Source organism: Buttiauxella sp. JUb87 (assembly GCF_004361975.1).
Classification (GTDB): Bacteria; Pseudomonadota; Gammaproteobacteria; order Enterobacterales; family Enterobacteriaceae; genus Buttiauxella; species Buttiauxella ferragutiae.
The window spans coordinates 845,885-866,044 of record NZ_SNVY01000001.1; the positions used below are offsets into that span (position 1 = coordinate 845,885).

The 20,160-nt window shown below is 50.2% G+C and carries 17 protein-coding genes; 2 read left to right on the plus strand and 15 right to left on the minus strand.

Annotated features, from left to right (window positions below):
• Positions 1–26: 26 nt before the first annotated feature.
• Entirely contained in the window at positions 27–1,688 is a 1,662-nt protein-coding gene (tar, locus tag EC843_RS03915; RefSeq protein ID WP_133521670.1) for a methyl-accepting chemotaxis protein II, read from the minus strand.
• Between the two features lie 337 nt (positions 1,689–2,025).
• Here tar and EC843_RS03920 point away from each other — a divergent pair, with 337 nt between their 5' ends.
• A complete protein-coding gene (locus EC843_RS03920) occupies positions 2,026–3,288 on the plus strand; it encodes a dicarboxylate/amino acid:cation symporter (RefSeq protein WP_064545816.1) in 1,263 nt (420 codons plus the stop codon).
• A gap of 109 nt (positions 3,289–3,397) precedes the next feature.
• Here the strand turns inward: EC843_RS03920 and cheW are convergent, their stop codons facing one another.
• From cheW to flhD, 6 genes are all read right to left on the minus strand, one after another.
• Positions 3,398–3,898 carry a chemotaxis protein CheW gene (cheW, locus tag EC843_RS03925; protein WP_064545814.1) on the minus strand — a complete coding sequence of 167 codons (501 nt, stop codon included), beginning with the start codon at positions 3,896–3,898 and terminating at the stop codon, positions 3,398–3,400.
• A 29-nt stretch (positions 3,899–3,927) separates the two neighbouring features.
• Entirely contained in the window at positions 3,928–5,934 is a 2,007-nt protein-coding gene (gene cheA, locus EC843_RS03930; protein ID WP_133522054.1) for a chemotaxis protein CheA, read from the minus strand.
• A gap of 10 nt (positions 5,935–5,944) precedes the next feature.
• The gene (motB, locus tag EC843_RS03935; RefSeq protein WP_064545810.1) at positions 5,945–6,874 is read right to left on the minus strand and encodes a flagellar motor protein MotB; all 930 of its coding nucleotides are present in this window, start codon (positions 6,872–6,874) and stop codon (positions 5,945–5,947) included.
• Positions 6,871–7,764 (minus strand): flagellar motor stator protein MotA, encoded by an 894-nt coding sequence (gene motA, locus EC843_RS03940; protein WP_064545808.1) that lies wholly within the window; start codon positions 7,762–7,764, stop codon positions 6,871–6,873. The genes motB and motA overlap by 4 nt, the downstream gene beginning before the upstream one ends.
• Before the next feature lie 128 nt (positions 7,765–7,892).
• Positions 7,893–8,471, minus strand: coding sequence for a flagellar transcriptional regulator FlhC (gene flhC, locus EC843_RS03945; protein WP_064545806.1), 579 nt, complete (start codon positions 8,469–8,471; stop codon positions 7,893–7,895).
• A gap of 4 nt (positions 8,472–8,475) precedes the next feature.
• Positions 8,476–8,826, minus strand: a complete 351-nt coding sequence (gene flhD / locus EC843_RS03950; protein WP_064545804.1) for a flagellar transcriptional regulator FlhD — start codon at positions 8,824–8,826, stop codon at positions 8,476–8,478.
• A gap of 803 nt (positions 8,827–9,629) precedes the next feature.
• On the opposite strand from flhD, the gene uspC reads away from it, so the two are divergent.
• Positions 9,630–10,055, plus strand: a complete 426-nt coding sequence (gene uspC, locus EC843_RS03955) for a universal stress protein UspC (protein WP_133521671.1) — start codon at positions 9,630–9,632, stop codon at positions 10,053–10,055.
• Between the two features lie 420 nt (positions 10,056–10,475).
• On the opposite strand, the gene otsA is transcribed toward uspC, so the two are convergent.
• The 8 genes from otsA to EC843_RS03995 form a co-directional block, all read right to left on the minus strand.
• Positions 10,476–11,900 carry an alpha,alpha-trehalose-phosphate synthase gene (gene otsA / locus EC843_RS03960; RefSeq protein WP_064545798.1) on the minus strand — a complete coding sequence of 475 codons (1,425 nt, stop codon included), beginning with the start codon at positions 11,898–11,900 and terminating at the stop codon, positions 10,476–10,478.
• Positions 11,875–12,678 (minus strand): trehalose-phosphatase, encoded by an 804-nt coding sequence (gene otsB / locus EC843_RS03965; protein ID WP_064545796.1) that lies wholly within the window; start codon positions 12,676–12,678, stop codon positions 11,875–11,877. The genes otsA and otsB overlap by 26 nt, the downstream gene beginning before the upstream one ends.
• A 153-nt stretch (positions 12,679–12,831) precedes the next feature.
• A complete protein-coding gene (locus EC843_RS03970; protein ID WP_064545794.1) occupies positions 12,832–14,097 on the minus strand; it encodes an HAAAP family serine/threonine permease in 1,266 nt (421 codons plus the stop codon).
• 194 nt (positions 14,098–14,291) lie between these two features.
• Complete coding sequence (araH, locus tag EC843_RS03975) at positions 14,292–15,311, minus strand: L-arabinose ABC transporter permease AraH (RefSeq protein WP_064545793.1); 1,020 nt, start codon at positions 15,309–15,311, stop codon at positions 14,292–14,294.
• A gap of 14 nt (positions 15,312–15,325) precedes the next feature.
• Complete coding sequence (gene araG / locus EC843_RS03980; protein WP_133521672.1) at positions 15,326–16,840, minus strand: L-arabinose ABC transporter ATP-binding protein AraG; 1,515 nt, start codon at positions 16,838–16,840, stop codon at positions 15,326–15,328.
• 110 nt (positions 16,841–16,950) lie between these two features.
• Positions 16,951–17,940 carry an arabinose ABC transporter substrate-binding protein gene (locus EC843_RS03985; protein WP_064545789.1) on the minus strand — a complete coding sequence of 330 codons (990 nt, stop codon included), beginning with the start codon at positions 17,938–17,940 and terminating at the stop codon, positions 16,951–16,953.
• 398 nt (positions 17,941–18,338) lie between these two features.
• Positions 18,339–18,896, minus strand: a complete 558-nt coding sequence (locus EC843_RS03990; RefSeq protein WP_133521673.1) for a DJ-1 family glyoxalase III — start codon at positions 18,894–18,896, stop codon at positions 18,339–18,341.
• A 45-nt stretch (positions 18,897–18,941) separates the two neighbouring features.
• On the minus strand, positions 18,942–20,147 hold the full coding sequence (locus tag EC843_RS03995) for a glycoside hydrolase family 88 protein (protein ID WP_064545785.1): 1,206 nt from the start codon (positions 20,145–20,147) through the stop codon (positions 18,942–18,944).
• Positions 20,148–20,160 lie beyond the last annotated feature (13 nt).

The window sequence follows — 20,160 nt, forward strand, 5'->3', positions numbered from 1 at the left end:
GCATGTCTGGCAGCCATTAATGATTCTTAGAAAGTTTCCCAATTGTCGTCATGCCCACTGACGGTGGCTTTACTGGTCTTGAGAACCGGTGTCGCCACACTCGAGGCAATAACAGCAGGCGTCGTCGCAGGTTCAGCCTGTAAACGGAAGGCTGCGACCAGTTGGTTTAGCATGCTGGCTTGTTCTTCAAGGGCGGCTGCGGCAGAAGCCGATTCTTCCACCAGTGAAGCGTTCTGTTGCGTGACGCGGTCCATTTCAGACACCGCCAGCGCAACTTGATCGATACCGCGGCTTTGTTCGTCTGAGGCGGAAGCAATTTCGCCCATGATGTCTGTCACGCGCGTCACCGCATTGACGATGTCGCTCATCGTTTCCCCGGCGCTTTCCACCAGCACTGAGCCGGTATCCACGCGGGAAACTGAATCTTCAATCAGCGATTTGATCTCTTTGGCGGCCTGCGCACTGCGCTGCGCCAGATTACGCACTTCGCCCGCGACTACCGCGAATCCACGGCCTTGCTCACCGGCACGTGCCGCTTCCACCGCGGCGTTCAGCGCCAGGATGTTGGTCTGAAAAGCGATGCCATCAATTACGCCGGTAATGTCAGCGATTTTTTTCGAGGAGCCTGCGATGTCGTGCATGGTTTTCACCACGCCATCCACCACTTTGCCGCCACGCTGGGCCGTTTCGGAGGCGCTTAAGGCCAGTTGTGAAGCCTGGCGGGCATTTTCGGCGTTCTGTTTCACCGTCGCAGTAAGCTGTTCCATGCTGGCAGCTGTTTCTTCAAGCGAAGCGGCTTGCTGTTCGGTGCGCGATGAAAGGTCATTATTTCCGGCAGCAATTTCGCTGGCTCCGCTATAAATCGCGTCGGAACCATCACGCACGCTGCCAACGGTGATAATCAGTTCTTGCTGCATATGGCGCACGCTGGAAGTCAGCACGCTGATTTCATTGCGCCCGCTGGACACGATATTTTCCGTCAAGTTGCCGTTAGCGATTTCACGAATATGGCCGATAACCACTGACAGCGGTTGCAGCAGAATGCGGCGCATCCCAGCCCACACCAGCAGAATCACTGCAAAGAGCGTTAACGCCAGTCCGGCGATTTGCCATTTGGCAAAGTTGTAATTATGGGTGCTGGCAATAAACGACTGCTCATACATGCGGTCGTTCATGGCGATGTAATTACCATATTCAGTCTGGAGGGCGTTTTGCAGGCTTTGCGTGGACTGCGCAAAATAGGCGTCCATGTTGCCACTTTCCAGGTAACCCACCAGTTCGCTCAGCGCCTGGTTGTAGTTCTGGTAATCGTCATCAATGCCTTTGACCAGGGTTTCCAGCTCTGGGTTAATAGCGGGGATTTGTTTAAACAGGGCGTAATGTTGCTGGGCGCTGGCCAGGGATTTTTTAGCGTTATTGAGCAGTTCGGTTTTAGCCGCACTTTGCCCGTTGCTGGCATCCATCATCATACGAGCGGCGGAGCGGCTGAGATTGATGCGGGTTTGCAGCATCAATTCCCAGGTATTAGCCAGTTCCGATTGTTGAACGCGTAACTCTCTGGAAACTTTAAAACTGTCGTTATTATCTTTAAGTGAGTTAAAAAACATTCCGCCAGAGATGAGCTGGAGGAGTGCAAACACCACCAACACCATCAAAAGCACGGTGACAACGCGAATACGGTTCAACATATAACACCCTTTTAATGATTTCTTATCGGTGTTATCGGCATACGGTGTCGAAACTTTACGTGAAACTTTTGGGATGTTTTTGTCGGATAAGGACGTCGGGGCACTGCGTTTGCCCAACCTACGGACGAGCGGACAATGGCGGTAGTTGCATGATTGCTGACATGTTGTTGCATAAGGCATTCTGTATTAACAAATGCGACAAAAAGTAAAAAATAGTTGAATCCGGACGCTGTTTGCTTCAATTTATGGGCCGAATACTTATTGGGCAAACATAATAATTATATATGGTTCAATAGGTTAAATTATTGTTACTAAACCGGATGGGGTTACTACGTAAGTGTCAAACTCAAACAAACTCACGCTGTTTATTTTGCTATTCATGTTCGCCGGTATTCTCTCGGGCGCCGCCATTCATGAATACGCTGCCGCAGACAACATCAAAAGTTATGCCGAAAACATCACGCTGTTTACCGACATTTTTTTACGACTGATCAAAATGGTGATTGCCCCTTTGGTGTTTAGCACCTTAACGGTTGGCATCATGAAGATGGGCGAAACGTCAACTATTGGCCGCGTCGGTGGTAAAGCGATGGTGTGGTTTGTCTCCTCTTCCATCCTTTCCATTCTGGTGGGTTTGTTCATCGTCACGCTTCAGCAGCCAGGTGCGGGCATGAATCTCCAGGTTCCGGCAGGTGATGTGCAAACCGGCCTTGCGGTTAGCGGCATGAACCTGAAAGCCTTTATCTCGCATACCATTCCAACCAGTATTGCGGGCGCGATGTCGAATAACGAAATCCTGCAAATAGTGGTGTTCTCTTTATTCTTCGGTATTGCGGGCGCTTCGCTTGGCGAGAAATTCAACACGCCATTAGTGGCAGCGCTGGATGTGGTTTCCCACATCATGCTGAAAGTGACGGGTTATGTAATGTACGTGGCACCGCTGGCAATTTTTGCCGCGATATCTTCTGTGGTGGCCACCGAAGGTTTGGGTATTTTGCTCAACTACGCCTCGTTTATCGGCGGTTACTATCTGGCGATCATCCTCACCTGCATGGTGCTGATTGGCGTCGGTTACATGGTGCTCAAGCGTGATGTGTTCCGCCTGATTGCCATGCTCAAAGACCCAGTTCTGGTTGCGTTTACTACCAGCAGCTCAGAAGCGGCTTATCCTAAAACATTGGATCAGCTCACGCGCTTTGGTTGCTCACGTAACATTGCATCCTTTGTTCTGCCGATTGGTTATTCGTTCAACCTGGTCGGTTCGATGGTGTACTGCTCTTTTGCTTCGATGTTTATCGCCCAGGCCTATAACATCCACCTGAATTTCTCTGAGATTGTGGTACTGATGCTGACGTTGATGCTAGCATCGAAAGGTATCGCTGGGGTGCCGCGTTCTGCACTGGTGGTGCTGGCTGCCACCATTCCAAGCTTTAATATCCCGGTGGCAGGTATTTTGCTGCTGATGGGTATCGACCACTTCCTCGACATGGGCCGTTCAGCGATTAACGTGCTGGGTAACGGTGTGGCAACAGCGATGTTGTCGAAAAACGAAGGCGAGATGGAAGAAGAAGTCGAAGCTGGCGAACGCGTAGAAGCGTAATACGCTGATGATAGTGGCGGATGGCGCTTGCGCTTATCCGCCCTACAAAAAAACCGCATCGCGTAGGTCGGGCAAGCGCAAGCGCCACCCGACAACCCGCTAAGCCAAATCAGGCTACGCGGCTAACATCATCGATCAGTGCCATCTCTTCACTATTCAGCAACTTCTCAATGTTCACCAGAATCAGCATACGGTCACCCAGTGCGCCGAGACCAGTCAGGTATTCCGTTGACAGCGTGACGGCAAATTCAGGTGCCGGGCGGATTTGTTCAGCCGTCAGCGACAACACATCAGACACGCCATCCACCACAATCCCCACCACACGTTGGCCGAAGTTCAGCACGATAACCACCGTGTTATCGTTATATTCCACGTCATCTTGCGCAAACTTAATGCGCAGATCGAGGATAGGCACAATCACACCGCGCAGGTTGGTGACCCCTTTGATAAACGCAGGCGTGTTGGCAATACGCGTCACTTGATCGTATCCGCGAATTTCCTGCACTTTTAAAATGTCGATGCCGTACTCTTCGTCGCCGAGAGTGAAAACGAGGAACTCTTGCCCTACCGTTTCCCCGGTCATTTTTGTCACATTAGTTAATCCAGTCATTTAATTATCCTATTCTAAAACCCGGAGGATCAGGCGGCGTGGCCGGCCATACGTTGTTCACGGTTCAAACCTTGCAGCGCAGAAACATCAACAATCAGCGCCACACTGCCATCGCCAAGAATGGTGGCAGCAGAAATACCCGGCACTTTGCGATAGTTACTTTCGAGGTTTTTCACCACCACCTGGTGCTGACCAATCAACTGGTCGACCAATAGTGCGTAACGCCGTCCGGCACTTTGCAAAATCACCACGATGCCCTGCGTCGCTTCAGTTTTAGCGCCAGTCACATCAAACACTTTCCACAGTTCAACCAGCGGCAAGTATTCGCCACGCACTTCAAGCACGCGCTCGCCACCCGCCAGCGGATGCAAATCATCTTCCTTCGGCTGTAACGACTCCATCACCGCGTTGAGCGGCAAGATAAAGACTTCGTCACAAACTTTGACCGACATGCCATCAAGAATAGCGAGGGTCAGCGGCAACATAATGCGGATGGTGGTGCCGACATTGGCCTGCGATTTGATTTCAACATGGCCACCCATTTCCTGGATGTTACGTTTCACCACGTCCATACCGACACCGCGCCCGGACACATCAGTGACCTGCTCGGCGGTGGAGAACCCTGGGGCAAAAATCAGCATGCCCACTTCATCGTCAGACATGTTTTCGTGTACCGCCATGCCTTGCGACAGCGCTTTGGCAAGAATGCGCTCACGGTTCAGGCCAGCACCATCATCAGAAACTTCGATGCAGATATTCCCGCCCTGGTGTTCTGCCGAAAGAATCAAATTTCCTACCGCCGATTTACCCGCCGCGTGGCGTTTTTCCGGCGATTCGATACCGTGGTCGAGACTGTTACGCACCAGGTGAGTTAATGGGTCAATAATGCGTTCGATTAAACTTTTATCCAGCTCCGTTGAGCTACCCTGCAAAGTCAGTTCGACTTGTTTACCCAATTTACCCGCCAGATCACGTACCAGACGCGGGAAGCGACTGAAGACATACTCCATTGGCATCATTCGGATAGACATCACTGACTCTTGCAGGTCACGGGCGTTACGTTGTAACTGACCCATACTGGTAATCAATTCGCCGTGTTCAACCGGGTCAAGTTCGTTGGAACGTTGGGCTAACATCGACTGGGTAATCACCAGTTCGCCTACCAGGTTAATCAGCTGATCGACCTTTTCCACGGCGACACGGATGCTGCTTGACTCACTGACACGCGGCGGTTTGCTTTCTCTTTCGCTACGTGGTGCAACGGGTGGCGCAACCGCAGCCACTGGTTGCTCTGCATTCACAGCAACAGCAACCGGCATTTCAGCTGCTACAACTTCCGCAACTTCTTCTGCTGTGCGGCTTGCCACTAATGGCAGGAATTCGATCTGTTCAGGTTCGATAACAAAACAGAGCACCGCGCTGATGTCATCGGCACAGACGGTGGTTTCCAGCGTCGCGGTCACTGAGCTTTCACCCTGCTCGACATCGCTTATCGTGCCGAGGTTAGATAGCTCCTCGAGCAACAAACTGCGCTCGCTGGCTTTCAAACCGGTAATGGCAATGCGTAAATAGCCGTCACTGGCAGGCGCTGTTTCAACAGTTTCTTTTTCAACAACCGTTAATTTTGTAGCCTGCGTTGGGGCTTCACCTTTGGCTTCCAGAGCCAGTTGGCGTAACGCTTTGCAGATATAATCGAAACTCTCAGCATCCGGTTCCCGGGAGTTTTTATAAGCGTCCAACTGTTCCTGCATAATATCTTTGGTTTCCAAAAACAGGTTGATGATATCGGTGTTGAGTTGCATCTCACCACGTCGCGCTTCGTCCAGCAGGTTTTCCATTAAGTGCGTGGTTTCCTGCAAAATGGAGAAACCGAACGTTCCCGCGCCCCCTTTGATCGAGTGCGCAGCACGAAATATGGCATTCAGCTGTTCTGAATCCGGCGCTTCAGGCACCAGGTTCAGCAGATGTTGTTCCATATCAGCCAGTAGCTCGTCGGCCTCGTCAAAAAATGTTTGGTAAAAATCGCTGATATCCATACTCACGCTATCACCTCGTACCGGATTGTGGCGGTAATGTGTTCTGCGCCGGTTCTACGGCCACAGGTTGTTGGAGAATGCTTAGTGGCTGATTATCGCTTTCTGCGTTTTCGTGCACGATGGCCTCTTCAGCTTGTTTATTCAGTACCAGCAAACTAATGCGTCGGTTGATCGCATCGCCAGGTCCGCGGTTTGTCAGGCGCATGGTGGATGCCATGCCCACAACACGCAGGACCTTGCCGTCGATAAGTCCACCCGACATCAGTTCGCGACGCGAAGCATTTGCCCGGTCCGCAGATAACTCCCAGTTGCTATAACCACGCTCTCCCATGGCATAAGGCAAATCATCAGTGTGACCAGACAAGCTAATTTTATTAGGAAAATCATTAAGTAACGGCGCAATACTGCGCAGAATATCGCGCATATAAGGCTCAACTTCAGCGCTACCGTTTTTAAACATTGGGCGGTTCTGGCTGTCGATGATTTGTATCCGCAGCCCCTCTTGAACCAGGTCAATCTGCAGATGCGGACGCAGTGCTCGCAACCTGGGATCGGCGTCAATCAATTGATCCAGTTTGTCGGCCAATCGCTTGAGACGACTGGTTTCCATTTTTTTCCTGAGATCTTCAATGTTGGGTTGTCTTTTCACTTCGCCCTGTTGTTGGGTCACATCATCGCCACCGCCAGGAATCGGGCTTTGGCTATCGGCAATGCGTTGCCCGCCGGTAATAGCGGCAGAAAGTGGTGTACGGAAGTAGTCGGCAATTTGCGCCAGTTCTTTAGGGCTGGAGATGGAAATCAGCCACATCACCAGAAAAAAGGCCATCATCGCGGTCATAAAATCCGCGTAGGCAATTTTCCATGAACCGTGCGCGCCGCCGCCGTGGGCTTTGTGTTTGCGTCGTTTTACGACAACAATCGGGCGCGCGTTGTGTTTCATACTTCTTCTTCCGTGGCACGCTGCTGCGTGTTCGGGGAACGAACAGCACGCACATGTTCTTCAAGTTCAATGAACGACGGACGTTCACTGGAATAAAGAGTTTTACGGCCAAATTCGACAGCGATTGGCGGCGCATAACCGTTAAGGCTTGAGAGCAATGTGACTTTCACGCACTGCATCATTTTTGTGGTTTCAGCACTCTTTTGACGCAGAACGGTCGCCAGAGGCGAGATAAAACCGTAAGCCAGCAAAATCCCAAGGAAGGTTCCGACCATGGCGTGCGCAATCAGCGACCCCAGTTCACCTGCCGGTCTGTCGGCGGAAGCCAGTGCGTGAACCACGCCCATCACTGCCGCAACAATACCGAATGCCGGAAGGGAATCCCCCATTATTGCCAGGCTATTTGCCGGTATTTCCGCTTCACTTTCGTGGGTTTCAATTTCTTCATCCATCAACGCTTCAATTTCAAACGAGTTCATATTCCCGCTGATGATCAGGCGTAGATAATCAATAATGAAATCCAGCATCAAAGTGTCAGCTAAAATGCGCGGGTAGCTGGCGAATATTTCGCTCTCTTTAGGATTTTCAATATCACGTTCCAGCGAAAACATCCCTTGTTGACGTGACTTCGCCATCAAGCGATATAACAACGCCATGAGATCCATATACATGCTTTTGGTATATTTCGAGCGACGAAAAAGTAATGGCAACGCTTTTATCGTCGCTTTAATCGCTTTACCGTTATTACCCACGATAAAGGCCCCAATACCCGCCCCACCAATGATGATAAATTCAGCTGGTTGATAGAGTGCGCCAAGATGACCGCCAGTCATCATATAGCCGCCGAATACTGTCGCAATAACGACCAGATAACCTATTACAATCAGCACGAGTACATCCTTCTGCTGTTAAATGTGACGAGGAATCACAAATCAGAGGTGAAAACAGTCAGGCGCGGGGCAAAAAAAAGCAGCGATAATTGCTTATCGCTGCTGGAGTGTTTATCCACACCGAACTGTTAAACGGCCTGTTTGACCTGTTCATCCAGCAGTTGTGGAATAATATCGGCAGTATTCGAAGAAAGTTTACGTCTTTTTACTGCTCTCGATGGAGGCTGGCACAAACTACAAGCAAAGCTGCCTGCTGGCTGGTGTGCGTGGGTGATAAAGTTACCACCGCAGCAATTACAACTACTCAATTCAAGCATATTGCTTTCAACAAAACGGACAAGGGTCCAGGCGCGAGTCAGCGCCAGTAGCGGGCCACCCTCTTGTGCCGGACACTGTTCAAGATAGAGGCGGTAAGCTTTGATGACCGCGTCAACACCGGAACATAATCCGGTGCGTAGTAAAAACTGCCAGGAGTTGCAAAACATGGAAGCATGGATATTTTGCTCCCAGGTCATAAACCAGTCGGTAGAAAAAGGTAGCATTCCTTTCGGCGGAGGACTCCCGCGGAGCTCTTTATAAAGTTTGATTAGTCTGCCACGGCTTAATTGTGTTTCGCTTTCAAGCATCTGCAATCTAGCGCCCAGCGTTATTAATTCCATCGCCAGTTGTATGTCGCGGGCTTCCTGAACAATACTTTTCTCGCTCATTTTGTTACGCCCTTTTTTTGCGAGGTGCCTCGTCTATCGGCGACACCTCTTTTAATAAGCGGGTGGATAACAAAATGCCAGTATGGATTTGCTGTAAATCGTCCACACGTGAGTCTTGTGTTAAACGAGTAATTGATTGGTTATCACTAAAACGGAACTGACAAATCAGTTGATTGGTTTCCGCCAATTTTACCATTTGTGGCAAGGTTAATTCGCTAAGGGTATTGGCCATATCCTCGCTCACGCCCAAACGAAACATTGCTGAAGGTTTGTCGCCATTAATAAGGCGTTGCGCAAGAAGTAAATACGACAAATTAATATCGTAGATATGTTTTAACAACTCGGATGTATGCATTTTGTTCATCCTGAAAAACTAACTTTTATACATGCGGCGATGCCGCACCCCGTGAGTCGCCGGGAATTCCCGGTTAAAATTAAAACAACCAAAAAAAGCTCGTTAATTAACCGATAGGATGCACTGAATCCACCGCGCCAAAAATGCAGTGAAACTTCCTTGTGGGTGCGTTCATATCCGAGCGTAAAAATTTGTAAGAAATTAAGATTTTTCCTAATTCCGCGCAAACTCTACTCGTAGCCCTTTAGACATACAATGCGGGGGTCGTTAAATTTTCAAGTTTATGTGATGGAGATCACATATATTTACTGTATGCATCCCACTAAAACATCAGTGAGACTTTCCATTTGAATGTTTTATAAACAAACTCGGTATATCCGTTACGTTTATCTGGAAAAACCTTATCTTCGCGCTAACAACCCTATGACTTACGAGCAATAACACGGTCAGGAATTATCTTATCTGTGTGATTTATCTCGCATTTTCAATTAGACCAACGAATACACTAATAAAAATCCCACTTTCAGCATGTAACACCTTGTAAGACATTATTTTGCCTAAGAAAAAGAAGTCATTCGCTATAGAAATGGAGCGGCATAGTAACCATAAAAAATAATACAAAAGTTTGATGGTAAAACGATCAATTTATACTTCACATTCTCATTACAACTATTTTACATTAGCGTTATTTATGAATTTTCTTGAGCAGGCTCACAGTTCCTGTGGTTACTATACTTGCGCAATAACGTAGATTGATATAGGAAGATGTTAACCGTCTGGTTCTCAGGCAACAGGAGGTTGTAATGAGTTACAAACATATACTGGTTGCTGTCGCTGTCAGTCCTGAAAGCCATTTGCTGGTCGCCCGGGCAGTTTCTATTGCCCGGCCAGTTAATGGTAAAATCACTTTAATTACACTCGCCTCGGAACCCGAACTCTATAATCAATTCGCCGCGCCTATGCTTGAAAACTTACGGGAATTAATGCTTGAAGAGACGCAGATCTTTATTGATGAACTGCTCGAAAAAGCTAATTACCCCATTACTAATACTGTTATTGCTACGGGCGAATTAAGTGAGCATATTCTGGCAATCTGCAATCAGGGATCGGTAGATTTAGTGATTTGCGGCAACCACAATCAAACCTTTTTCAGCAAGATAATTTGCTCCGCGAAGGCGGTAGTCGAGTCAAGCAAGGTGGATGTGTTGTTGGTACCATTGGGCACTTAATGTTTATGGCTAATGTTTATGGCTAATGTTTATGGCAGTCCGTGATTTTCCGTTCACCCGTTAATCTTCTTTCTCTTATAGCTCAATGAACGGTGAACGTATCAAGGGGTTAACGCCAACCCCTTGATAATCCCGGCGTCCGGCAAATCAATCGCCGCAAGCGGTAAACCTCCAGTTTGCCTCCGTGTCAGGGTCGGTTGCGATTCGTTCCCGACGATCGCGCCCTCCAGTCGTTCCCGACGACTGGACCCTGCCACCTGGAGCCAAAATGGAGGCGATTGAAGCCGGAACCAAAGGTCAACATCAGAGGATAAAGACCACACCGAACCGGTTTTGACCTTGTTCCCGGTATAAATTGCCCCAGAAATCGTAGGTCGGATAAGCGTGAGCGTCATCCGACAAAACAAGTTGGCGCGGAAATCACGCCAGCTTCGGAAACGTCGCCACCTTCTTATCCAAATTTGATTCATCGCAACGCTGCACGGCCTTCTTTAGGTCGTCAATAAACCTCTGTTGCCAGCGATGAATGTCATTCTTTTCAATCACCGCCATCATTTCACTGTGGCGTGATATTCGCTCAGCAAGCGGCATGGTTAATGCGCGATCCAGTGCCGCGGCAACATCATCGCGGTCATATGGATTAACAATGAGAGCGGACGATAATTCATTCGCCGCGCCAGCAAATTTCGACAGCACCAATACCCCTGGATTAGCCGGGTCTTGTGCCGCCACGTACTCTTTTGCCACCAGGTTCATGCCGTCACGCAGCGGCGTTACTAAACCGACATCGGCATGTCGGAACACTTTCATCACCAGTTTGCGGTCAAAGTGCTGGTTCAGATAATACAGCGGCGTCCAGCCCAGTTGCCCGTATTTACCATTAATGCGTCCTGCTTCCGTTTCCAGTTGATGACGAATGTCCTGGTACGCCTGAACATCGCCGCGCGACGTCGGCGCAATTTGCGTATAACGAATTTTGCCGTGGTGCTGCGGGTAGTTTTCCAGCAAAGCTTCAAAAGCGAGGAAGCGTTCCGGCAGCCCTTTGGAGTAGTCCAGTCGCTCTACAGAGAAGATGTTTTTGATGCTCCCCAGTTCGGCTTTGAGCTGCGCGAGTTTTGGTGGCAGCGGCCCCTCGGCGCTCTTTTTGATCTCTTGCGGCTCAATGCCTATCGGGTAAACCTCGGTGCGGAAGCTATTGCCAAACGCTTGATGCTGGTTCTTACCTTTATTTTCCAGACGCGTCTGGGTGGCAACACAATCGAGGAAAGCCTGACGATCGTTTTCAGTCTGGAAGCCCAGCAAATCGTATTCACACAACGCCTCAATCAGCTCGCCATGCGGCGGCAGCGCGTTGAATATTTCAGGGGTTGGGAATGGAATGTGTAAGAAGAAACCAATACGATGATCGAGCCCCTGTTTGCGGCATTCGGCGGCAAAAGGCAGCAAATGGTAGTCGTGCACCCACAGAATGTCGTCATTCTCCAGCAGCGGCTTGAGTTTGCTGGCCAACAGAGTATTGACCCGTTGATACCCTTCCCAGGCTTCTCGCTGGAAATCGACCAGATCCAAACGATAATGAAACGCTGGCCAAAGTACCGCATTCGAGAATTGTAGATAATAGCTTTCGTAATCTTGTTGGCTCAGATTGAATGACGCCCAGGTAATGTTACCTCGTTTGGTCTTTTTTAAAGCAGCATCGGGGTCTCCCACTTCACCGCTCCAGCCAAACCATAATCCACCCGCCGTTTTTAACGCGCCTAAAATTCCCACCGCCAGGCCACCGGCACTGGTTTTTTTATCGTCCGGCGGCGCAATGCGATTAGAGACTACCACTAAGCGGCTCATAATCTTCTCCCCGTAAAATGTCTGACTTTTGTTGTTCTATGTAATGCGTTAATTTTCCAAGCCAGTGATAAACCATGCGCACATTTGCCAGTCGGTAATGGGCACTTGTCACGCCCGCACCGACTTTGATGGTCAGCCCGCCAAGGGCATTGACCTGTTTAAATCCCGCCTCGTCCGTAAGGTCGTCACCAATAAATATCGGGGTGCGCCCGGCAAAAGGCGCTTCCTGCATAAATGCGCGTATCGCGGCCCCTTTATCGATGCCCAGCGGTTTTAACTCCACCACACATTTCCCTGGCTGTAATGCCAGTTCGGGATAGCGTAACGTCATCGATTTCGCCAGTTCTAAAATGGCATCGGCGGCCTCCGGTGCGTGGCGATAATGCAGCGCAAAGGCCATGCCTTTGGCTTCAATCTCTGTGCCCGGAAACGGCAGGAGTGCTTCACTTAATTGCTGCTGGAGCGCGTTTACGACCGGCTCCGGTAGGGTCACAACGTGGGTTTTATCATTGATGTCACGGCGTTCAGCCCCATGCACGCCCGCAAGCGGGAAGTGAAAGGGTGTCGCGAGCCTATCGAGCTCGGACATTGAGCGCCCTGAAATCAATGCCAGTGCCCCGTTGCTCATCACGGACATTTTTTGCAGTAACGTGCGCACGGCGGCCGGAATGTAGACTTGATCCGGGTGCGGTTTGATTTCTGCTAGCGTGCCATCGAGGTCAAAGAAAAAGGCAAGGTTTCCTGAAAGTAGAGGCGGTACAGATGAGACTTCAGCCACCAGCGGCTCCTCCTTACATGGTTAATCTCGCCACCGTAACGGTAACGAGAGATGATGATTAGCCATGTAAGTATAGACAGGGTGACGGGTGTCGCAATTTTCCAGGATAAATCACCAGGCTGCATGCAGCCTGGTGTCATGGTATGGCAGAGATTAGAAGAAGCTGGCGATCAGGCCTGAAATAGCCACCAGCCCCATGACCGTAACGAACACATTGCTCGCTTTGCCACGGAATTTCGCCAGTGCCGGCACTTTGTGGATAGCGTACATCGGCATGATAAACAGGATCATCGCGATGATTGGGCCGCCCAACGATTCAATCATGCCAAGGATGCTTGGGTTCAGTGTTGCCACCAGCCACAGGCTCAGCAGGAAGAACAGCGCAATCGCTTTATTCAGTTTGCGGTCATCAAAACGCTTGCCGTTGTGGCGAGCAATTTTCTTAACCAGACCATGCAGACCTTCACGCGCGCCCAGGTAGTGACCGAAGAAGGAACTGGAAATCGCCAGAATTGCCACCAGTGGGCCAAAGATGGAGATTAACGGGTTATCGAATTTGTTCGCCAGGAAGCTCAGCATCGAAATATTTTGCTGTTTTGCTGCCAGCAAATCCGCAGGCGTCACGCTCAGAACACAGCTAAAGACGAACAACATGACAAATGCCAGCAGGATCGTCGAGGTTTTACGCAATGTCTGGCTGGATTTTTCATCCGCGTGATTGCCATATTCACGGCGCTGTGACAGCGCAAACGAGGAGATAGCCGGAGAGTGGTTGAAAGCAAATACCAGCACCGGAATGGTCAGCCACATGGTGCTGGTGAAATCGATAGCACTTGGCATCTGCGACAGCGCAGCAGTATTCCAGTGCGGAATCAAATAGAGTGAGAGGAACAGTAAAATACCCACTAACGGGTAAACCATCAGTTCGGTGATTTTCAGCATCACACGTTCGCTGGTCAACATTACCGCCATCAGCGCGACAATCAGCACAATCGACAAAATAGCTCGCGGTGGAGACGCCATTCCCAATTGGTTAACCATCAGAGAATCAATGGTATTGGTGATGCCCACGCCGTAGATCAGCAGAATTGGGTAGATGGCGAAGAAATAGAGCAGTGTAATTAAGATGCCCGCTTTAGCGCCGAAATGCTCTTCCACCACTTCGGTGATGTCGCTGCCAGGGTTACGTGAGGATAAAACAAACCGTGCAAGGCCACGGTGTGCAAGCCAGGTCATCGGCCCAACAATCACCGCGAGGGCGACTAGAGGCCAAAATCCGCCCATTCCGGCGTTGATTGGCAAGAACAACACCCCTGCCCCGACGGCGGTTCCGAACAGACTTAATACCCAAGTGGTATCAAACTTACGATTTTCAGGAACACGTACTTTACTGCTGGTGTAGTTTACATCACTGCTCATTGGCTCATCTCCTTGAGGCCGAATTTCAACGCCGCCAACTATACTTTAGCAGCGTGACTATTTCAGTGATTCACCTCTTGGTTTGCATTAGTTTCTGGACGGAAATACTGATAAGTGAAGTGATGTCACATTAAAAAACTGGTGGATGTCGCTTACGCTAATCCACCGGATGACTTTTCTGCGAGGCCGGGTATTTATACCGTGCGTTTCGCTTTCTGTTTGTAACGGTCGAAGATAACCGCTGCTAACAGGATCAGACCGCGCACCACATACTGCGAGAATGGTGAAATATTCAGTAAGTTCATGGCATTTTCTACGGTGCCGAGAATCAAGATACCGGCAATCACGTAGGAAATTTTGCCAATCCCCCCTTTCAGCGATACGCCACCCAATACGCAGGCAGAAATCACAATCAGTTCGTAGCCAATAGAGGTCATTGGCTGGCCGCTGGTCATACGCGAAGCCAGTATTATCCCTGCAGCAGCCGAGACTAAGCCAGAAAGAATGAAGATAATGATTTTGGTGCGCACCACAGGAACACCTGCAAGACGCGCCGCTTCTTCATTACCGCCAATCGCCAGCGTGTTGCGGCCAAACGTGGTTTTATTGAGTAAGAAACCGAAGATTATCAGGCAACCGACCGTCAGCCAGATTGGTGCAGGCAACCCCAACCAGTTGGCATAACCCAGCGTAAAGAAGCGCTCATCTTCAATGCCGACCGCTTTACCATCAGAAATAATGTACGCAAGTCCGCGCACAATCTGCATGGTGGCAAGTGTGGTAATCAGGGCGTTGATTTTCAGCCTGGCGATGACAAAACCATTAACCAGGCCGCTTAATACGCCCAGCAACAACCCAGCCGCCACGCCAATCCACAGGCTTTCAGTCAGGTTGATGACCACCGCCGTGGTGACGCCCGCACAGGCAATCACTGACGCAACAGACAAGTCAAAATCACCGGATGCCAGGCAGAACAACATGCCACACGCCACCATTCCCGACATCGAAATGGCTAATCCCAACCCTTTCATGTTCACAAAAGAAGAGAAGTTTGGCACAAAGATGGCGCAGGCGATAAACAGCACCGCGAACACCACCAGCATGCCGTAGTTGTCCCAGATGCGCCCAAGACTTAAAGACGACTTTTTCTTGCTATCGCCCGACGAGGCATTGGTTGATGATGCTTTCGTTGATGATGGAGTCAATGCAGACATTTTTCTCTCCTTACTCATGCGGCTGACGCGCTGGTTTTTGGCATCGCCAGGCTTAATGCTTGCTGTTCATTGGCTTCGCCATGCAGCAGTTCACCGGCTATTTCCCCTTCGCGCATCACAATGATGCGGTCGGCAAGCCCTAACACTTCAGGCAAATCGCTGGAGGCAAACAGCACCGCCACACCTTGAGCCGCAAGCGCATAAATCACGTTGTAGATTTCGTGTTTTGCGCCGACGTCGATACCGCGTGTTGGCTCATCTAGCAGAATCACTTTCATCTCTTCTGATAACCAGCGCCCTAAAATCGCTTTTTGTTGGTTACCACCAGAGAGATTCATGATCAGCTGTTCAGCCGATGGGGTTTTGATATTCAGGGAACGGATGTGAGAGGCGGCGTTGTCGGTTTCCCAACGGTTATTAATCAGGCAGCCTGCACTAATATGTTTGCGCCGCGCACTGATATTGATGTTGTCGCGCACCGAGTGCACCGGAATAATACCGTCCGCTTTACGGTCTTCCGGGCAGAGCATCATGCCGGCACGAATCGCATCCGCCGGTTTATTGATGTTGATAACTTCGCCATCAATCTGCACTTTGCCTTCCGTGATGCGCGTGCCGCCAAACATCCCTTTCATTAATTCGCTACGCCCGGCACCGACCAGGCCAAATAGCCCAACGATTTCGCCGCTGCGTACTGAAAGTGAAATCGGCGTGCGTACACCTGGAGCTTTTACGCCCTCAAGCCGCAAACGCTCAGCCCCATGGTCGCGTGCTTGCCAGCCATAAATATCACCGAGGTCGCGCCCGACCATCGCCTGTACCAGCGAATCATGGTTGACCTGTTTCATGTCATCGAAGGTGCGCACGTAGCGACCATCTTTGAACACGGTAATCGCATCGCTGAGGGCGAAAATCTCTTCCATGCGATGCGAAACGTAAAGGATGACGCGGCCTTCAGCGCGTAATTCACGAATCACGCGGAACAAATTGTCGATTTCACGACGTGAAAGCGAACTGGTGGGTTCATCAAAAGCGATAACTTTTGCGTTACGTGCCAGCGCCTTGGCGATTTCCACCATCTGCCACTGGCCGATAGACAAATATTTGAGCGGCGTGCTCGGGTCAATATCCAGCCCCAGATGCTCAAGCTGTATTTTGGCTTCGTAATTGAGTAGCGAGCGGTTCACAAACCCTGCTTTATGCGGCAGTTGCCCAAGGTAAATATTCTCGGCAACCGACATTTCCGGCACCAGGTGGAGTTCCTGATAAATAATCGCGACACCGGCATTAAGTGCCGCAGGGGTATCAGCAAAGGTAACGGGTTCCCCACGCAGCACAATGCTGCCTTCAGTAGGCGCATAGTTCCCGCTGAGGATTTTCAGCAGCGTTGATTTTCCTGCGCCATTCTCCCCCATTAGAGAGTGAACTTGCCCGGCATAGCAGTCGAAACTGATGTCCTGTAAGGCTTTCACGCCGGGGAAGGTTTTGCCTATACCACGAAAAGAGAGATACGGTGTCTGGTGTTGCATGACATACCCCAATGTCGGATGACGCTTGTGCTTATCCGACCTACAGTTGGTGTTGACGTTGGTGAGATTTGGGTAGGGTGGATGAGCGCAAGCACCATCCACCACAAACGTTACTTACCGCCGAGACCTTTTTTCGCCAGCTCTTCTTTAAAGTTTTCGCGCGTGATCAGCACCACGTCAGTCACTTCGGTGAACTTCGGTGGTTCAGCCCCTTTAGTGACCCAGTTGTAGAGCATTTCGCTGCTCTTATAACCGTGAACGTCCGGGCTTGGCAGCAGTGAACCATAGAAGCCGGTAGCCTGCGCCTTCGACAGCTCGCTTATCGCATCCACCCCATTGATACCTACACCAATCACGTCTGGCGCTTTAAAGCCCTGACCTTCAGTGGCGCGCACGCCGCCCAGCACGGTGTTGTCGTTCATGCCGACAATCAGCCAGTGTTTCACTTCAGGGTGCTGAACCAGCATGGAGTTTGCGGCATCGAATGCCCCAGGGATGTCGTTAGATTTAGTTGGGACTTTGTAGATTTGTTTTTCCGGGAAACCGGCGGCTTTCAGAGCGTCCATCGAGCCAGAGGTACGACGGCGAGCGGTGTCGAGTTCATCTGCTGTAATCGCCATCACCGCCGACTCTTTCACATCCCAGCCACGTTTCTGCATCTCTTTGTACAGCTCTTGCCCCTGGCGCTCGCCGATTTTGGTCGCTGCCATCATCACTAACGGCACGGTGTCCATCGGTGCGCCTTTGGCGGTGACAAACTGGTCATCCACGGCAATGACTTTCATGTCGTAGCTTTTCGCTTTTGCGACAATTGCTGAACCCAGTTTTGGATCTGGCGTACAGATAACAAAACCTTTCGCGCCGCTGGCGGCCAGGCTGTCGATAGCATTAAGGGTTTTTTCGCCGTCCGGAACCGCGATTTTAATCACTTCAAAACCGAGATCTTTGCCGGCTTTATCGGCAAATTTCCATTCAGTCTGGAACCAGGGTTCTTCTGGTTGTTTCACCAGAAAACCGAGCTTCATGGTTTCAGCGATAGCGGATTGTGACATAACCGCCGCAATGCCGATGGCCGCTAGCGCCTTAGTAAATTTGTGCATGGTAAACTCCCGCTCGATCTTATTTTATGTAGGGTAAGGTTTAGTTAAAACAAGCCATTAGCCGTTTCGACTTTTAGCTATTGGGCTTACGATAGTTGTAGCGGGAAATTAATCATCCATAGGAGAGCGCAATCACACGCCAGAAATACAGTAAAAGCGTACATACATTCAGCCATTAAAGGCATAAGAATGAGCAGATATGTATGATGAATTGAGAGGTAATTAGCTGAATTATCCATAAGTACAGCCAGCACATCCTTGCGGCTTTGTTGACTATCAGGCGGGAAATGTATTGATCAGAAAATAAAATGTTTTAATAAAAAACAATGCGGGAGTAATACGATTTTTTTGTTAATACGAATACTCAGGGGAATAAAATATTCCCTGAGTATTCACCACTACCACGGATAATAAATATGATCCGCCTGGTCGCGGGCTGGGGCTTCATCACCTTCCAGACGAGCTGCAACGGTCAATGCAAAATCAAACACTTTGCCCAGCCCCCTTCCGCTAATCAGATTACCGTCTTCCACAACATCAGCGTCAACATATTCACCGTCTTTCACCTGCTGCCATAAATCACCGGAGCAGACGTAACGGCGACCTTTCAATAAACCATTTCCACCCAATACACGTGCCGCGGCGGAGCAAATCGGGCAGATAAATTTGCCCTGTTCGTCATGACGGCGCACGAAGGCAATCACACTGGCGCAACCTGCCAAAAAGGTGCTGCCTTCCGGGCCGCCGGGTAAAACCACAGCATCAAAGGTTTCATCAAAACATTCGCTTAATGTGGCATCGGCAACCATCGGAATATCGTGGTAACTCACCACGGCGCGCGTATCTACGCAAGACAGTGTACGAACGTTAACTTGAAGGCGGCGCAAAATATCAATAATGACAATAGCTTCACCTTCTTCAAAACCAGGAGCCAGCAGAACAGCAACAGTTTTCATTCCAACTCTCCATGTTGCCCCCGCAGGCCTGCGGGGGCGAAATATTTACCAGTAGAGATTCCATACCTTGCGCACGCGGGTCAGTGCTTCCAGGTAGAAATAGTCACCCCAACTACAGCATTCATCGACACCTTTGCCGCTTGCCATGTGATAAACCGAGTGTTTCAACAAGCCTTCACACGCTTCATCGTCGCGTGCCAGATAGTTATCCGTCAGTGACTGGATAATCCGCAGCGCCATCTCTTCATAATGGGCACGATGTTCATCCAACACCGGCAGCGTGTTGACCAGTTCCAGCAAGCCACAGGCGGTAATCGCCGCCGCCGAGCTATCACGCACCGCATCGGTTCCCAGCAATGCCAGATCCCAATGACAGACATCATCTTCCGGCAAGCGGTTGATAAAGTAATGTGCCAGGCTGCGGGTGAGATCCACCATGCTGGTGTCACCGGTGTACAGGTAAGTGAGCAAGAAACCATAGATGCCCCAAGCCTGCCCACGCGACCAACACGAAGTGTCACTGAAGCCCTGATGCGTATTACCAAATCGTGGCTCGCCCGTTTCCACATCCATATAGAAAGTATGGAAAGTGGAAGAATCCGGACGCACGATATATTTTGCCGCCTGCTGTGCGTGTGCTGTTGCCGCTTGCGCGTAACGCGCATCACCCGTTTGTTCACTTGCCCAATAAAGCAGCGGAAGGTTCATATTGCAGTCAATAATCATCCGCCCCTGTTGTTCCGGGTCATTCAAATCGCCCCACGCCTGGATGATTTTGGCGACCGGGTTGTAACGTTCCATCAAAATGTCAGCCGCTTGCAGCGCAGTCTGACGAGCCGTTTCATTACCCGTTAACCGCCAGGCATTGATGCATGACAAGGTATAAAGAAAGCCCAGGTCATGAGTGGCGGTTTCAATACGCTGGTCTAAACGTTCCGCGAAAGAGGGCAAGTAGCGCTCGGCGGCTTGACGATATTTGTCATCGCCGGTCAACTCCCACATCAGCCACAACTGGCCAGTCCAAAAACTGGTTGTCCATTCGACGTTGCCTGTTGGTGCCCATTTTCCGCCTTCACAGGCTTCATTTGGGAACTTGTCACCCAGGGCAATGATGTTTTTGTCCAGTTTTTTGGTCACGCTTTTTAACGCGGCATCCAGTTTGCGATTCAGTGCCAGACGGTCAACCTGATGTAATTCAATCGGGCGCAGCGGCTCGGTCACGACTTTTTCAGTGGCAACAGTACGGGTCATAACGTCTCCTAAA

What these genes read in the sequence shown, in the direction of transcription:
- EC843_RS03985 (WP_064545789.1), bottom strand. Translation starts at nt 17,940, where the DNA reads ATGCACAAATTTACTAAGGCGCTAGCGGCCATCGGCATTGCGGCGGTT.
- EC843_RS03995 (WP_064545785.1), bottom strand. Translation starts at nt 20,147, where the DNA reads ATGACCCGTACTGTTGCCACTGAAAAAGTCGTGACCGAGCCGCTGCGC.
- araG (WP_133521672.1), bottom strand. Translation starts at nt 16,840, where the DNA reads ATGCAACACCAGACACCGTATCTCTCTTTTCGTGGTATAGGCAAAACC.
- EC843_RS03990 (WP_133521673.1), bottom strand. Translation starts at nt 18,896, where the DNA reads ATGAAAACTGTTGCTGTTCTGCTGGCTCCTGGTTTTGAAGAAGGTGAA.
- uspC (WP_133521671.1), top strand. Translation starts at nt 9,630, where the DNA reads ATGAGTTACAAACATATACTGGTTGCTGTCGCTGTCAGTCCTGAAAGC.
- flhD (WP_064545804.1), bottom strand. Translation starts at nt 8,826, where the DNA reads ATGCATACATCCGAGTTGTTAAAACATATCTACGATATTAATTTGTCG.
- EC843_RS03970 (WP_064545794.1), bottom strand. Translation starts at nt 14,097, where the DNA reads ATGAGCAGTGATGTAAACTACACCAGCAGTAAAGTACGTGTTCCTGAA.
- araH (WP_064545793.1), bottom strand. Translation starts at nt 15,311, where the DNA reads ATGTCTGCATTGACTCCATCATCAACGAAAGCATCATCAACCAATGCC.
- cheW (WP_064545814.1), bottom strand. Translation starts at nt 3,898, where the DNA reads ATGACTGGATTAACTAATGTGACAAAAATGACCGGGGAAACGGTAGGG.
- cheA (WP_133522054.1), bottom strand. Translation starts at nt 5,934, where the DNA reads ATGGATATCAGCGATTTTTACCAAACATTTTTTGACGAGGCCGACGAG.
- flhC (WP_064545806.1), bottom strand. Translation starts at nt 8,471, where the DNA reads ATGAGCGAGAAAAGTATTGTTCAGGAAGCCCGCGACATACAACTGGCG.
- otsA (WP_064545798.1), bottom strand. Translation starts at nt 11,900, where the DNA reads ATGAGCCGCTTAGTGGTAGTCTCTAATCGCATTGCGCCGCCGGACGAT.
- tar (WP_133521670.1), bottom strand. Translation starts at nt 1,688, where the DNA reads ATGTTGAACCGTATTCGCGTTGTCACCGTGCTTTTGATGGTGTTGGTG.
- motB (WP_064545810.1), bottom strand. Translation starts at nt 6,874, where the DNA reads ATGAAACACAACGCGCGCCCGATTGTTGTCGTAAAACGACGCAAACAC.